Raw genomic sequence first — 14,550 nt, 5'->3', positions numbered from 1 at the left:
CCCAGGCAACTGCGGGCGGCGGACAGGCCGCCGCCCACCCAATTGGCGTTAACTCATCTGTATCATATCGGAGCCATCACCCAAATATTGCAGTGCCTCGCGTGGTATTGAGGGGTCGTTACGATCCATAACAGTCAAATCATCAAGATGCTCGCGTTTTAGAAGCCCTGGACCGCGGTAGTGGAGTGCCACTTTGGTCGAATATGGCTGCCGGAATACGGTGGCGGCGATCCCACTAGAGATTCCGAACATGAATTTTTTGGAGTTTCTTTTGACCTGCGCATAAACCCCAAAAGTTAGCTCATTTGACTGAATACCTTCGAAATCAGCCGTGAATAACCGATCGGCGACGGGAATACAGAAGCCGTAATATTTGAATATATACTCTATCTTGCGCGGGTCATCGAAGCTGGGAAATCGCTCAACGTAATAATGTTGCAGGAACTCTTTGTTCCGATAAATGCAGAACGCCGATCGTAGAACGAAACCTTTATAAATGGAGGAGAACTGATACCGGTCGTAGACTCCCACAATATCATTGTGATCTGAATTACTCTCTACAATCAGATTGGAAACGAACCGCGAAAATTCGGGAAGTTGACGCGCGGTCGCCATTGCATGGAAGAAATTCCCATCTACTAGGGTCCTGAATTCGTCAGGATCGGCGAAGAGAATAGGAACACTCAGACCAAAATAATTTGCAATAATGCGCAGGTTGGTCGCTGACGGTGCGTGGGTACCTGACAGATACTTGTTGAATTGCTGACGATTGACATTGAGCTTTCGGCAAACGGCTGCCACCGAACCGTGGCGATCGCACAATGTCCTGAGATTTGATGCTAGGACAGCCTTGTCACCACCGATATAATCCAAGTTTGCCTCCTCTGCCGCATGAAGCGATATGACGCCAATCTTACGTCACAATGAGATAGATATCAATGGTGTGCGAACTTGTCTGTCATCATTGAGCCGTTCAGTTTCAGAGAAAAGAAGGGTATCAGTCGTGCATGTGACGGATAAGACAGGATGGGCTGTGATGGGCACAGGCACCATCGCAACTGAGTATATGGTGTCTGCGATCCGGACGCTTGGTCACCAGCCACGCTGGGTGGTCAGTCGCGACAAACAATATGCGCAGTTCTTCTCCGAGGATACAGGAATTGATCATACTGCAACGAGCGCCCGGCGCGCACTCAGCGATCCGGAGGTTGCGTTCGCATATGTCAGCGCGGCCCGCGACAGGAGGCGTCATTATGTCATGGCGGCTTCGGCAGCACGAAAACACATTCTTTGTGACGGCCCGATTGCCAGTACGAGCAAGGGTGCAGCCGAACTGGTTGCCACATGTCTGCAATCGGGCATCTCACTTGTGGTAAATCAACCCCATCGTGCATCTTCTATTCATCAGACGATGCACCGTCTGGTACGCGAAGGAGAAATAGGAATCCTGCGTGCAATCCAGATCGTTCGGGGTGCGCCTTTCCATGCCCCTGCCAATCGCAGAATGACCGAGGAAAGGCGTCCGGGCGACATGCTTCTTGACATCACAGTCAACGATGTTGATCTGGCACGGTTTCTCACTGGAAAAGAACCCGAACAAGTCGTGGCGTTACCGATTGAAGCAAGCGCCAGCACGGATCAAAACTGCTACGCCATCCACATGTCAGACGGCGTAATATTTCAGGCATTTGAGAGTTTCGAAATTGCGGAAATCGAAAGCTTAGTGATTTTGATGGGGGATCACGGGTCGCTAACCGCGCATGGTACCCTAAACAGCAAAGGCCCTGCTACTTTGATACGAAGGGTTGGGAACCGAAATGAACTCACACCGGTGCGCGAGGGCGACCCTTATCATTCAACGGTTGAACAGTTTGTGGACGCAATCGGCGGAAATTTTGATTGGCTTTGTTCCGGGGAAGACAACGTTGCAGCCTTACGCACGGTAGAAGCCATCGCTGAGGCCAATCGAAAACATCGCAAGGTCTATCTTTGAGCAGCAGATGAAAACGGAAAAATATGACCAGTAAAACGGATAAGCTGATCTTTCACTCGCTGGCTTCCAAATGTCCGCTTGGTACGGATATCGATGTCGCCAGAAAACTGGGTTTTGACGGCCTTGAAACATCAGGGCCAAAAATCGAATCATATCTGTCGGCCGGGTTCACTGCGCACGAACTGCGAGCTAAGGCAGACGGCCTCATGATGCCCGGTATCGGCTTTCTCATTGATTTGGAACGCCAGGGAGATGACAGGGCAATAATGCTGGAAGAGGCCCACAGACTTTGTGAACTTGCAGCAGTGGCTGGCGCAAAGGGCATTGAAGTAATCACCGGTCCGCTTGAACTTCGCGCTTATGAGAAAGGAAGTGAAAAGCTATACCCCCACATCTATCGCGGGTTGCTCGATCGCTCATTCAGTGAGCAGCTGACAATGACAGCCGAAAATCTTCGTCTTGTCGCCGATATGGCTGCAGACTTTGGTCTCATCGTCTATCTTGAAGGTTTGTCATGGACGCCGTTAAAGACCATCGAGAGTCAGGTCCGCGTTCTTGAGCTCTGTGACCGCAGCAATACCGGGCTTGTTATCGATTTCTGGCATTGCTACACAGCCGGTCAGACGCTCGATCAGGTCGCAGCATTAGACTCAAATTTGATTTATGGGGTCCACGTTTGCGATTCCTTGCCTTTTGATGGGGGGGTGCCAGATGAGAAGAAGTTGCGTAACGTCAGTACGGGAGCCGGTATACTTCCGCTCGACGAATGGGTCGACGCCGTGAGAGCGACTGGCTTTAAAGGCTGGTGGAGCTGTGAACTTTTTTGCGAACGCGATCATTATGACAGTGTTTATGACGTGGCCCGCAATCTGAAGTCAATGCTCGAAAACCTGATCCGAAAATAACTGCAAAAGCGTCTCCCGACGCCACTCGAATGAAAATAGCAAATGACACCACTCTCACGCCTTAGATTACGATGCAGCCTTTATTTTACCGGTGGCGGCATCGGAATCGGTGCGTGGGCCGCCAGCCTTCCACTTATTTCACTGCATATGGGACTCGATAAAGGCGAACTCGGTCTTATACTTTTGTTTTTTGCAGCAGGCGCAATCGCTCTCATGATTACCACGGGGCGTCTGCTTGATCGAATTGCCGACCCAACACTCCTTAGTTTTCTGGGAAGCATCTTATTCGGCGCGTCAATAGCCTTGGCTTCTTTTGTGCAAAGCACATTCGTTCTGACAGTCTGCGTCTTCATGGCAGGCGCGGGTTTCGGGACATTGGACGTTTCGATGAATACCGAAGCCTCATCAGTAGAAACTGTCGCGAGACGACACTTGATGTCTTCATTTCATGCGCTCTTCAGTCTTGGCAATCTCATCGGAGCTGTCTTTGTGGGGCTCGTAGTGAGCTATGGTGGCACAGTCCTGCATTGTTTGTTCGGCGCCGGAACCCTTGTCTGTGTTGCCTGTGTAACTGCAAGAGGACTGTCTTCAACTGATATCGTGTTGCCGCGTAAGGATAGCGTTTCAGCGGGTCTCGATTCTGTAAGCGACAGTCGTGATCAAAGAGCTATCTTACTCTTGCTCGGAGTTGTGGCGTTCTTTGCATTCCTTGCTGAAGGGGGAATGATGGACTGGACTTCCGTTTACATGGTTAGTCATCTTGCAGCCCCAGAAAACATAGCTGCCTACGGCTTTGCAGTTTTTGCAGCAGCAATGACTTGCGGTCGGTTTCTGGGCGATTCAGTTGTTACCCTTGTCGGACACTATCGCGTTTTATTGCTGGGAAGCATCTTCTGCGCGTTTGCAGTGTTGGGCATATTATCGGCAAGCAATACAACCACCGTCCTGGTTTCGCTGGCCTTCTGCGGGCTGGGGCTTGCAAACATGATACCTGCTGTTTTCGCGTCTGCAGGCAATGCAGGTGGTCGATCCAAAGGGCAAGCAATGGCGACTGTGACGACCATGGGTTACAGTGGACTTTTACTCGGGCCCGCTGTTCTGGGCTTTATTGCGCAGGCTTCCTCATTGTGGGTCAGTTTTATCGTCATCATGGTTGCGTTTATTGCGGTCGGAGTTCTTTCCTATATATGGCACAGATATTCTGCCCATCTAAGAGCCTGTTCTAAAAAGGGTTGAGCGATTTCAGCAGGTTATGATTCAATCGGATTTCTGACATACGATGGAGATCACGATGGCCTGGACTGAAACCGCTCGCCGACAGTATGAACGCCGGAATTCACGTTACGCAAGTGATTTAACAGATGCTGAATGGTCCATCATCGAACCATTCATGCAAGCCCCCAGACGGCTTGGACGTCCTCGAAAGACAGACCTGCGTGAGGTAGTTAACGCACTTCTTTATATAGCTTCTTCGGGTGGTGCGTGGCGGCTTTTGCCGACGGACTTTCCACCGTTTTCCACGGTGCAGAAATACTCTCACGGTGGAGGGATGAAGGCACGTTGCGCGCCCTCAACAACACGCTTGTTATGGCTGCACGCGAGCTGACCGGAAAGGAGTCCAGCCCGACCGCTGGCGTGATCGATAGCCCGTCGGTGAAAACCACCAAAAGTGGCGGAATACGAGGCTTTGATGCGGGGAAGAAGATCAACGGTCGCAAGCGCCACATCGTTGTTGACACACTCGGTTTGATGGTTGGCCTGGTGATCCATTCCGCGGGCATTCAGGACAGAGACGGTGCGCCGGGTGTCTTGAAAACCATTCTCAAACGTTGGCCGTGGTTGCGACATATCTTTGCTGACGGTGGCTACGCAGGACCAAAGCTCAAAGGCAGGCTGGAAAAGGTTGGTAAGTTTACACTGGAAATCGTCAAGCGGTCCGATCACGTTGAAGGTTTCAAATTACTCCCACGCCGATGGGTTGTTGAGCGCACATTTGCATGGCTGGGACGGTGTCGCAGACTGGCTAAAGACTTCGAGAAAACCATCTCTTCCTCCGAAGCGTGGATCTACATCGCAAGTATCCGATCCTCACGAGAAGGATCGCAAGAGCCTGATATCGTTACGTTCATTATGATTCAGGCTCTTAGTGTCAAATAATGCAGATTCATCATTTAGCCTCTCTGTATCGCTGTCTTCCAATTACGATCTCTGCGGAAATTCTGGACTGACACTTCATAAGATTGTTTTTATAAGCCTCAATTGAGCGGCCCCAGCCTGATGTGGAAAAGTTCGCCTGCCACCATATCACGGAGTGCAGTCGTCTTTTTTTCCTAGACACACAGCGCCCTATGCTTTGCTGAAGGCCCCAGCGCTTGGTACAATATTTACTGGCTGTGTTCGGAGGGTGCGGGAGCGGCTGTTTCTCCTCAGAGCTGCAATGTCTGGTCGAAGCCAGTACACAAACCACCCCGTGCGGGCAGGCGATTGGTCTCTGCCACATCAGCCCGGGTTAATGCAGCTGTTGTGATATGTCGGGTGAATTGCGCTTCATTTCTGACAAGAACGCTATCATTCATTTATGCCCTCCGCGCACAAGTGTTTCACCCCCGGTTCGCTTTCGATCAACTCCAAAAACGACTAGGTTACCAACAGATTGCCGATGGTCTACCCAGCCTGCTGCATGCGCCGCGGGCTTTTTATACTTATTTAAAGAAAATTATACTAAGAATGTTTTTTTCGTGTGAAAACAATCCCGAATTCCAACATTCGTCGCATTTGCGGTGATAAAGCACGATCCAAGCTCGTTTCAGCTTCTTTTTATGCGCAGCGGTTCATTTGCTTTATCCAAATGCACTTATATGTGCGTCACATTGCGCCGCTTAAATAGAATATGCGATATTTCAATGACACCAGGCAGCACGTAGCTTCACTGAATAAAAGGAAGACGAACAAAATATAGCTCGTTTCTTCAGAAATAATAATTGTCTAAAATAAGTATGGAGGGGTTCCATGTCTGATCGAATCAGAACAAGTAAAATATCTCGACGGTCTTTTAACAAAATCCTACTCGGTTCTGCTTTCACAACACTCGCCACGCCTGCTGTGGTGAGGAGTCAGGAGCGCAGTATCGTTTACGCCACCTGGGGCGGCACTCAGCAAGAAAGACAACGAATTGCCTTTTTCGATGGATTTGAAAAGGAAACCGGCATTAAAGTTATCGATGTTCCGGGTACTGATCAGGCAAAGCTAACAGCAATGGTCAAAAATGACGCTGTAGAGTGGGATCTTATGGATTCCATTCCGGGTTGGGTGGCCTATGGCGCTAAACATGGCTTTCTCGAAGAAATCGATTACAACGGCATCGACTACAAGAATGTCGCTTCGCACTCGAAGCTGACGCATGGCTTTGGTCTGTCTACTAACGCAAAAGTTCTAGCCTTTAATAAGCAGATGCTGGCCGGTAAGGCACCGACGTCTTTCAGGGACTTCTGGGATCTTGAAGGTTTTGAGACCCGTCGCGCCATGTATGATGGCCCGCGTTATAATCTTGAATCTGCTCTTTATGCGGCCGGAGTGGCAATCGATAGCATATTTCCGATGGATCTCGACCTTGCATTTCAAAGCCTGAGTAAGGTTAAACCGGCTATCAACGTCTGGTTCAAGCAATGGCCACAGGTGCCGACATTGGTCGCTTCGGGTGAAATCGGCATGACGCTGACTGGCAACCAGGAGTTGAGCGTTCTCATGCGCGAAAATCCGGAAGCACCGGTCGACTTTGTATGGGACGGCGGCGTCATCACTACAGACTTTGTGACAATTCCCAAAGGATCAGCGAGGAAGGCGGAAGCACAATTGCTACTGCAGTGGATGGCAGAACCGAACCGGCAGGCAGAATTTTGCAATCTGACAGCAAAAGGCCCAGTCAATCCTGCGGCACTTCCAAAACTGGATCCAGCGATGGAGCGATTTATCCCGACAAAGTATGCCGAAGCTGGCAAGCTGACTGTGGTAGATGGCGACTGGTATGCGGACAACCTTGATGCCGCAAATGAACGCTGGCTGAACTGGAAAATGACCTGACCCCCGCCCGAACACTCTTTGTATCCTGAGCGTCGTGAGAATTTCCCCGGCTCCGGCTTTTACAAGCCCCACGACGCTCTGCTCAACAGACCAATAGGTTAGTACTCATGACTGATATTTCGCAGCCACTCGGCCAGCGAACGCGCGCAACTGTGCGCAGAGCGCACAATACCCGACTGACATCGGTGTTCATGCTCATCGCACCGCTTTTTCTGATCGGTACACTCTTTGCACTTCCGATTGCACTCATCCTGCTGCGCAGCGTTCTGGATCCAACATTCACTCTGGAGAACTATAGTCGTATTCTCAACAATGCTGGCTACATCAATGCCTTTGTCGTCAGCCTAAAAATCGCATTCTGGTCGACGCTGATCAGCCTAGTTCTGAGCTATCCCCTCGCATGGGTCCTGATCAGGTCCAGCCCCCGGGTGCGCAACCTCATGATGATTGTCATTCTGTTGCCATTCTGGACCAATATCCTTATCCGGGTCTACGCGTGGATGGTTGTTCTCCAGAACAGCGGTTTGATTAACACACTACTCGGGCCGAAGCTGGGAATAATCAGCACCCCGGTACCGCTGGTATTCAACTTTACCGGCGTCATGATCGGCATGGTCCACTATCTGGTGCCGATGCATATCCTAGTGCTTTATGGCACAATGCGATCTATCGATCTTCGTTTGCTCAATGCAGCAATTGGCCTGGGAGCAAACCCGCTACGCGCTTTCCTTCATGTCTTTGTTCCTTTGAGCATGACCGGCACGATTGCATCCGCCGTGTTAATCTTTGTAGTGGCACTTGGTTTCTATGTTACACCAGCACTTCTCGGCGGCAGCAACGAAACAACAGTTTCGATGCTTATCGGAACCTTCTTTTCTGACGTAGTGGACTGGGAGTTCGGCTCCGCGCTTTCCGTTGTGTTGCTACTGCTGATCCTGCTCGGTCTGTCTCTCCTTGGCTGGTTGCGCAAGCAGGAACGCGGGAGGGCAGCCTGATGTCAGATCGCAATGGTTCAAAATCTCTCACCGAGTTTCTGTCTCGTCTTAGTTGGCTTCCAACAGCTTATGCGGCGGTTGTGTTAATTTTTCTGGCCTTTCCCCTGGTCGTTGTCGTGCCTGTCGCTTTCAGCGCGTCTTCATTGCTGCAATTTCCGCCTTCTGGCTATTCGCTGCGTTGGTTTGATACGATTTTTTCGGATGGGCGTTGGCTAAGCGCGTTCAATACCAGCCTTTTAATTGGGGTCACCGTCTCGCTGATCAGCACATCCCTGGGGCTTTGCGCAGCAATCCCTCTCACGCGGGCCACGTTCATCGGCAAGAGCTTTGTCAACGGCTTGCTGATGGCACCACTCATGATGCCAATCATCATTGTTGCGATCGCCCTCTACTCTGTTTTTGTCAGGTTGGGAATTAACGGCACTTTTCTCGCCGTGGTTGCAGGGCACACCGTGATCTGTCTGCCTTATTGCATTGTCATTCTGTGCGGAGCCTTGCGCGAAGCGGATGTGCGTCTCGAGCGCGCAGCTATCGGCCTCGGCGCCCATCCGGCGAAAGCTTTCTGCCTCATAACGCTGCCCCTGATCGCACCGTCAATCTTTATCGCAGCATTGTTTGCGTTTCTGCATTCATTCGATGAGGTCGTCATCGCCAACTTCGTCACAGGCCCCAGAACGATGACCCTTCCACGAAAAATCTGGGACAGCATTCAGTTTGACTTCAACCCTACAATCGCTGCTGTTTCAGTCCTTCTGATTGTCATGTCCACTTCGATCCTACTTCTCACGGAGTATCTGCGGCGGCGATTTTCAAGAACACCCACATCTGAATAAGGAGGAAGGACATTGAATATGACCATATTGCCCCAGCGTCGTGAAAACCAGGGAATTGGAGCTGCCGTCCATTTCAAAAATGTCGGAAAGCACTATGGGTCTTTCAAGGCTGTTCAGGACTTTTCACTCGAGATTGAAGCCGGTGAATTCGTCAGCATTCTTGGGCCAAGTGGCTCCGGAAAAACAACAACCCTGATGATGCTTGCCGGATTTGAAAAACCCTCACACGGTGCTATCCACATTAACGGTGAGGACGTGACGGCGTTGCCTCCCCATCAACGAAACATCGGAACTGTCTACCAGAATTATGCGCTCTTCCCTCACCTGACTGTTGCACAAAATATAGCGTTTCCACTAAAGATGCGACAGATTAAGAAATCCGAAATTAATGATCGGGTTGAGGAGGCGCTGGCTCTCGTCCGTCTCGATTCATTCGGTGATCGCTTCCCGGCTCAGCTTAGTGGCGGTCAACAGCAACGTGTGGCAATTGCCCGCGCGCTCGTTTTCAAACCACCCCTCGTCCTGATGGACGAGCCGCTCGGTGCACTGGATAAAAAACTCCGTGAGGAACTGCAGTCCGAGATAAAGCGCATCCAGGCTGTGACGGGCAGCACCATCATCTATGTGACCCACGATCAAGACGAAGCATTGCGGATGTCAGATCGTGTTGTTGTGATGAACGCCGCAAAGATTGCGGATGTCGGCTCTCCTGACGTCGTTTACGACCACCCCAGCACCCGCTTTGTTGCCAGTTTTCTCGGGACCGCGAATTTCTTTGAAGGCAGAGTGGACAGTCAGAGAAACCTGGTTCTGCCATCTGGTCAGCACTTACCACTCGTTCATACGAACGCCGAGGCAGGGTCGGAAGTCGTCGTCGCAGTGCGTCCGGAACGAATCCAGATCGTGACCGCAGCAACGGTAGCTGGTGCAATTCTTCTTCCGGCAATCATCACGAACGTCGCATATCACGGACATTCTCATCTTCTCGAAATCAGGCTGGAGAGCGGCGAGAACATCGTCATAAATCAGCAAAGTACCCGTACAAAAACCACAACTGTTGGCTCGTACATCCTGGCGCAGATTGATCCCTGCGACCTACATGTCGTCGAATCGTAGACCCAGCATCACTCATAGGAACCCGGTTATGAACAGGCAAATGAAACTTGGCCTTACCACATGGAAACACGCTTATCACGTTGCGTCCTGGCGCTTGCCGGAGTCGCCACGTGACGCGATGTGGAACATCCGTCACTTCATCCACAATGCACAGGAAGCAGAACGCGGCTTATTCGATTTCGTCTTTATGGCTGATGTCGCGGGTGCGGAACGAATTGGCGATGACCCGGGCTATCTGATTCAGGCGCAAGGCATAACAAGGCTTGAACCAATGCAGGTACTCGCAGCAATGGCTGTGTCAACGCATCGGATCGGGTTGGTGGGCACTATTTCCACCAGCTACAGTCATCCCTATCATGCGGCCCGCGCTATCGCCACACTCGATCATATCAGCAACGGCCGCGCTGGCTGGAACATCGTTACATCGCACAACCTTGATGAGGCGAAAAATTTTGGACTGTCACGTCCTTTGCCCTCAGATGAGCGCTATCGCCGTTGCAACGAATTTGTGGATGTCGTTCGGGGCCTCTGGGACAGCTGGGAAGATGATGCATACCCCGTCGATCAGGCAGCCGGCATATATGTTGACCGCTCCAAAATGCACTATCTTGAACATGAAGGAGAGTTCTTCAAAGTCAAGGGGCCACTCAACCTGCCTCGTGCTCCGCAAGGGCACCCCATTCTTGTGACGGCAGGGGTATCGGAACAGGGGCACGAACTGGCAGCACGCTGCGCTGACGTGATCTATGCCGGGCATGCACAACTGGATGCAGGCCAGCAATACTATCAGTCCGTCAAGAGCAGATTGGGGAAGCATGGTCGCTCCAACCACCACCTCTCCGTTCTGCCCGGTCTGCTCACTTTTATCGGCGCAACAGAAGAAGAGGCTGCGGCCCGGGCAAAACTTGCGCAGCAGCAAGTCCGGCCCGAAGTAGCACTCGCAATGGTGAGCGAGGATTATGGGGACTTGTCCGCGTACAGCTTGGATAAACCACTCCCCGACGATGCACCCGTGTTCGATCCTGAATGGGGTAACGACCGGCACCGTGGTCCGCAATTTGCGCGCAATATGACTTTTATCCGTCAGGCGCATGCAGAAGGAAAAACCTTAAGGCAAATATGCGAAGCGATTTCCATCGGTGAGGCCTGGAATATTATTCTTGTCGGAACCCCAGGTCAAATAGTCGACCGCATGCAGGAATGGTTTGAAAAGGGCGCGGCGGACGGCTTCAATGTGCAGCCCTCCTATTCCCCAGGAAACCTGACCGCTTTTGTCAATCAGGTCATTCCTGAACTACAGAGACGTGGTCTGTTTCGGACACGTTATGAAGGCGAAACGCTTCGTGATCATCTCGGGCTGCAGCGCCCCGACTTTCCCAAGAAGAATTGATAGCATTCGAAGAGGCACAATTCATGTCAACTACAGCTAGTCATACTTCACAAAAAGACTTCAGTACGCAATTTGCCGATCCTGCCCTGTTTCGACAATCATGGCGCGGTCTCGGCTCAACCGTTACACTTGTTTCAACACAGAATCGTGGCAAACGGTTCACAATGCTCGCTACGGCAGTGAATTCCGTTTCGATGGATCCGCCTTCATTGCTGGTTTGCGTCAACAAGTCTGCCACCGCCCATGTTGAAATAGCCGAGAGAAAGGCTTTTTCCGTTGGACTGCTTAGATCTGACAATCGTGAGCTCTCCAGCAAGATCGGTGCAGCAAAATCAGAAGAACGCTTTGGCTTTGGAACCTGGTCGGATTACGAAGGTAAAATTTCTGACATTCGGGGTATTCCATGGCTCGCGGAGGCTCAGTCGACACTTTTTTGCACGACCGATCAGTCGTTTGACTACGGCACGCATACAATATTCATCGGGCTGGTCAGAATGATCGAAGGCGCAATGCCATATGATCCACTGCTTTACTGCGATGGCAAATACGGCAAAATCGGATGGATGTAATCGACGGAGTTCGGTCACTTACGACCCTTCGGTAAAGTTTGCCCTGCGGTTACTCATATACAGAGACTGCGTCTATCAGCGTCGCCAATTGGCGGATTGCGAAATTACCAATTCTCCAGTGGCGACGCATCCTCATTGTAACCAATCAACTAAAAGGGGTGGCAGATAGTGCGACAATTATTAATTTCCGTTGTCATGCTTGGGATTTTTGGCGCGAACCAGGCGATGGCTGCAGAAAAAAAACTCCAGATAAATGCTGGTGAGCGCGAACTTACAGCCATTCTCAACCTGCCTGATGGTATAAAACGACCCCCGGCTATCCTGTTGCTTCATGGGTTTACCGGGCAAAAGGACGAGTTCCAGATCGCTGGCCACGATGTCGGGCTGTTTGCATACACCGCTGATGAACTGGCCAAACAGGGCTTCGCCAGCCTGCGAATAGATTTTTCCGGATCGGGCGAGAGCAAGGGCGACTGGGCAGACACAACATTTAGCAAGCAAATAGACGATGCGGTTACAGCGTTCGATTATCTGCAGAGTCTCGCTTCAATTGATGCGAGACGTATCGGGGTTGTGGGTTACAGCCAGGGTGGTCTAGTGGCGGGGCATCTTGTAGCACGCAGGCCTGAGACATCTGCAGCCGTACTTTGGGCACCCGTGACCAACCCGCTGTCGACTTACTCGACAATTATGGGTGCTCAGACCGTGGAATCTGCTCTCGCCGCATCTGACGATACGTTGATCACGGCAAATCTGTCATGGGGAGGCGAGACCAAACTTAAGGCTGGCTTTTTCAAGGAAATGCCAGAATTCTCGCCTATTGGTACGATTGGAAAGTACCCTGGACCACTGCGTGTTATAGTAGGGAAGCGGGAAACAATTGTCACCCCTCAGCCGGGTGCCGGCCAGGTTTTACTCAATTATCACAATGGTATTGATGATCTTGTTCTAGTTGATTCGGACCATGACTGGAACGCAGCTGATAATTCTATGACTGTCGAAGACATACTTGTTCCAAAGACCGTGGAGTGGTTCAAAGAACATATCGGCGGTGCCATTGAGTGACGGGGAGCGGTGTCTCTAATGAAGCCAAGCTCCACAGTTTAACGATATAGTCGTTTCTTGATCACTTGGTGGAGTCATTCCATCTGGTACAGAGTTTTTATTTGAGGTTTCTTTCCTTGGAGATGGTTCCATGACTTCCCTTCCCCCCATCGATTTTTTGCATCGCTTGGCTGATGCAGCCGATCTCGAAACCATGCGCCGCTTCCGTACGCCACTGAAAGTGGATTCGAAGCCGAAAGAGGGCTTTCGCTTCGACCCGGTGACCGAAGCTGACCAGGAAACAGAGCGTGTTATTCGCTCGATGATTGAAAACGAATACCCGGATCATGCGATCGTCGGCGAGGAGATGGGTATTAGCGGCAGCGGTAATTTAAGATGGGTTATAGATCCTATCGACGGAACCCGACCTTACTTGCTGGGAATACCAGTTTGGGGAACACTGATCGGATTACTGAAAGATGAAATTGCCGCCATTGGAATGATGAGCCAACCAGTCACACGCGAACGCTTTTGGGCAGATGCATCCGGGTCGTGGATGCGCCGTGACAATTCTGTTTCTCCGTTACAAACCCGCCAAGTTAAGCGGCTTAGCGACGCAGTGCTGCATTGTAACAGTCCCGAGCCGATTAGACGTCACGCTGACATTGCATTCAAAGAACTGACAGAACAGGTAAAAATGACGCGATATGGCGGCGAATGCTACGCATTCGCTATGCTGGCGGCTGGTTACATCGACATATGCTTTGAGTTTTCACTCCAGCCACATGACATTGTCGCTATCGTACCGATTGTCGAAAAAGCTGGTGGCGTTATCAGCACGCTCGATGGAAAGCGTCCCGAAAATGGGGGCCGCATTCTTATGGCGGCAAATCAAGAACTGCATCAAGCAGCTCTTTCTGTTCTCAACAGTCATTCAGGACGTCAATCAATCCAGTCCTTTCCCGAATAGTCAGCCCGTCATGATCAACGGGTGATCATCAACTTCATTCATACACAATTTCTATCGCGGGAAATGTAGCCGATCCGTGGTAAATAAGGCAAACGGGCAAGAGAAAACTCAAGGAAAATGCGCAGACTCAAAGCCTGATATCCGCTGACCGAACGCAAAACCGCGTTGCGCCGGTCGCGGAAATGCTTCGGAGGCAGCCGAAACGGACTCAGTTCCCGCAAACATCACATGTTCACGTAAACCGGTCCTTCGCCGCCTTGTGGCGGAACCCAGTTGATGTTCTGGTTCGGGTCCTTGATATCGCAAGTTTTGCAATGCACGCAGTTCTGCGCATTGATCACAAAGCGAACATCCTTTGCCTGCGGATCAGCTGCGGAATTACCGTCAGCATCCACCCATTCATAAACACCTGCAGGGCAGTAGCGCGTCGATGGACCTGCAAAGACATCATGTTCCGATGTCTGCTGCAGCTTCATGTCAGCCACCTGCAGATGCACAGGCTCGTTTTCGTCATGGTTGGTGTTCGAGAGAAACACTGACGAAAGACGATCAAAGGTCAGCACACCATCCGGCTTCGGATAATCGATCTTCTTGTGCTTTGCTGCTGGCTCAAGGCTTTGCGCATCGTTCTTCCCATGCTTCAGCGTACCAAAGA

At 51.1% G+C, this 14,550-nt stretch carries 14 protein-coding genes and 1 pseudogene; 12 read left to right on the top strand and 3 right to left on the bottom strand.

Translation table 11 applies throughout. The features are described 5' to 3' along the window. Positions 1–48 precede the first annotated feature (48 nt). Positions 49–873 (bottom strand): helix-turn-helix domain-containing protein, encoded by an 825-nt coding sequence (locus QSJ70_RS26500; protein WP_285541103.1) that lies wholly within the window; start codon positions 871–873, stop codon positions 49–51. 130 nt (positions 874–1,003) lie between these two features. Here QSJ70_RS26500 and QSJ70_RS26495 point away from each other — a divergent pair, with 130 nt between their 5' ends. From QSJ70_RS26495 to QSJ70_RS26480, 4 genes and pseudogenes are all read left to right on the top strand, one after another. Continuing rightward, positions 1,004–1,993 (top strand): Gfo/Idh/MocA family protein, encoded by a 990-nt coding sequence (locus QSJ70_RS26495; RefSeq protein ID WP_285541100.1) that lies wholly within the window; start codon positions 1,004–1,006, stop codon positions 1,991–1,993. Between the two features lie 23 nt (positions 1,994–2,016). Then, complete coding sequence (locus QSJ70_RS26490; RefSeq protein ID WP_285541098.1) at positions 2,017–2,898, top strand: sugar phosphate isomerase/epimerase family protein; 882 nt, start codon at positions 2,017–2,019, stop codon at positions 2,896–2,898. Between the two features lie 42 nt (positions 2,899–2,940). Beyond that, entirely contained in the window at positions 2,941–4,134 is a 1,194-nt protein-coding gene (locus QSJ70_RS26485) for an MFS transporter (RefSeq protein ID WP_285541097.1), read from the top strand. Between the two features lie 55 nt (positions 4,135–4,189). Then, positions 4,190–5,012, top strand: a pseudogene (locus QSJ70_RS26480) (IS5 family transposase). Between the two features lie 312 nt (positions 5,013–5,324). Here QSJ70_RS26480 and QSJ70_RS26475 read toward each other — a convergent pair. After that, entirely contained in the window at positions 5,325–5,474 is a 150-nt protein-coding gene (locus tag QSJ70_RS26475; protein ID WP_285541096.1) for a hypothetical protein, read from the bottom strand. A 433-nt stretch (positions 5,475–5,907) separates the two neighbouring features. Here QSJ70_RS26475 and QSJ70_RS26470 point away from each other — a divergent pair, with 433 nt between their 5' ends. From QSJ70_RS26470 to QSJ70_RS26435, 8 genes are all read left to right on the top strand, one after another. Beyond that, positions 5,908–6,978 (top strand): extracellular solute-binding protein, encoded by a 1,071-nt coding sequence (locus tag QSJ70_RS26470; protein ID WP_285541094.1) that lies wholly within the window; start codon positions 5,908–5,910, stop codon positions 6,976–6,978. 107 nt (positions 6,979–7,085) lie between these two features. Further along, on the top strand, positions 7,086–7,973 hold the full coding sequence (locus QSJ70_RS26465; protein ID WP_285541092.1) for an ABC transporter permease: 888 nt from the start codon (positions 7,086–7,088) through the stop codon (positions 7,971–7,973). Beyond that, positions 7,973–8,806 (top strand): ABC transporter permease, encoded by an 834-nt coding sequence (locus QSJ70_RS26460; RefSeq protein ID WP_285541090.1) that lies wholly within the window; start codon positions 7,973–7,975, stop codon positions 8,804–8,806. The genes QSJ70_RS26465 and QSJ70_RS26460 overlap by 1 nt, the downstream gene beginning before the upstream one ends. A gap of 18 nt (positions 8,807–8,824) precedes the next feature. Further along, entirely contained in the window at positions 8,825–9,922 is a 1,098-nt protein-coding gene (locus tag QSJ70_RS26455; protein WP_285541149.1) for an ABC transporter ATP-binding protein, read from the top strand. 28 nt (positions 9,923–9,950) lie between these two features. Continuing rightward, positions 9,951–11,312 carry an NtaA/DmoA family FMN-dependent monooxygenase gene (locus QSJ70_RS26450; RefSeq protein WP_285541088.1) on the top strand — a complete coding sequence of 454 codons (1,362 nt, stop codon included), beginning with the start codon at positions 9,951–9,953 and terminating at the stop codon, positions 11,310–11,312. A gap of 23 nt (positions 11,313–11,335) precedes the next feature. After that, positions 11,336–11,881 carry a flavin reductase family protein gene (locus tag QSJ70_RS26445; protein WP_285541087.1) on the top strand — a complete coding sequence of 182 codons (546 nt, stop codon included), beginning with the start codon at positions 11,336–11,338 and terminating at the stop codon, positions 11,879–11,881. Between the two features lie 225 nt (positions 11,882–12,106). After that, on the top strand, positions 12,107–12,946 hold the full coding sequence (locus tag QSJ70_RS26440; RefSeq protein WP_285541086.1) for an alpha/beta hydrolase family protein: 840 nt from the start codon (positions 12,107–12,109) through the stop codon (positions 12,944–12,946). A 130-nt stretch (positions 12,947–13,076) separates the two neighbouring features. Next, positions 13,077–13,895 (top strand): inositol monophosphatase family protein, encoded by an 819-nt coding sequence (locus QSJ70_RS26435; protein WP_285541084.1) that lies wholly within the window; start codon positions 13,077–13,079, stop codon positions 13,893–13,895. 224 nt (positions 13,896–14,119) lie between these two features. Here QSJ70_RS26435 and QSJ70_RS26430 read toward each other — a convergent pair. Further along, positions 14,120–14,550, bottom strand: a 431-nt coding sequence (locus tag QSJ70_RS26430; protein ID WP_285539330.1) for a 4Fe-4S dicluster domain-containing protein, incomplete at its 5' end; no start/stop codon positions are given.

The organism is Brucella sp. NBRC 12950 (genome assembly GCF_030268145.1).
Lineage (GTDB): Bacteria > Pseudomonadota > Alphaproteobacteria > Rhizobiales > Rhizobiaceae > Brucella.
Note: the sequence above shows the minus strand (reverse complement) of the source record. Positions and strands in the feature narration are given on the sequence as shown.

What these genes read in the sequence shown, in the direction of transcription:
- QSJ70_RS26490 (WP_285541098.1), top strand. Translation starts at nt 2,017, where the DNA reads ATGACCAGTAAAACGGATAAGCTGATCTTTCACTCGCTGGCTTCCAAA.
- QSJ70_RS26485 (WP_285541097.1), top strand. Translation starts at nt 2,941, where the DNA reads ATGACACCACTCTCACGCCTTAGATTACGATGCAGCCTTTATTTTACC.
- QSJ70_RS26475 (WP_285541096.1), bottom strand. Translation starts at nt 5,474, where the DNA reads ATGAATGATAGCGTTCTTGTCAGAAATGAAGCGCAATTCACCCGACAT.
- QSJ70_RS26470 (WP_285541094.1), top strand. Translation starts at nt 5,908, where the DNA reads ATGTCTGATCGAATCAGAACAAGTAAAATATCTCGACGGTCTTTTAAC.
- QSJ70_RS26465 (WP_285541092.1), top strand. Translation starts at nt 7,086, where the DNA reads ATGACTGATATTTCGCAGCCACTCGGCCAGCGAACGCGCGCAACTGTG.
- QSJ70_RS26460 (WP_285541090.1), top strand. Translation starts at nt 7,973, where the DNA reads ATGTCAGATCGCAATGGTTCAAAATCTCTCACCGAGTTTCTGTCTCGT.
- QSJ70_RS26455 (WP_285541149.1), top strand. Translation starts at nt 8,825, where the DNA reads ATGACCATATTGCCCCAGCGTCGTGAAAACCAGGGAATTGGAGCTGCC.
- QSJ70_RS26450 (WP_285541088.1), top strand. Translation starts at nt 9,951, where the DNA reads ATGAACAGGCAAATGAAACTTGGCCTTACCACATGGAAACACGCTTAT.
- QSJ70_RS26445 (WP_285541087.1), top strand. Translation starts at nt 11,336, where the DNA reads ATGTCAACTACAGCTAGTCATACTTCACAAAAAGACTTCAGTACGCAA.
- QSJ70_RS26440 (WP_285541086.1), top strand. Translation starts at nt 12,107, where the DNA reads ATGGCTGCAGAAAAAAAACTCCAGATAAATGCTGGTGAGCGCGAACTT.
- QSJ70_RS26435 (WP_285541084.1), top strand. Translation starts at nt 13,077, where the DNA reads ATGACTTCCCTTCCCCCCATCGATTTTTTGCATCGCTTGGCTGATGCA.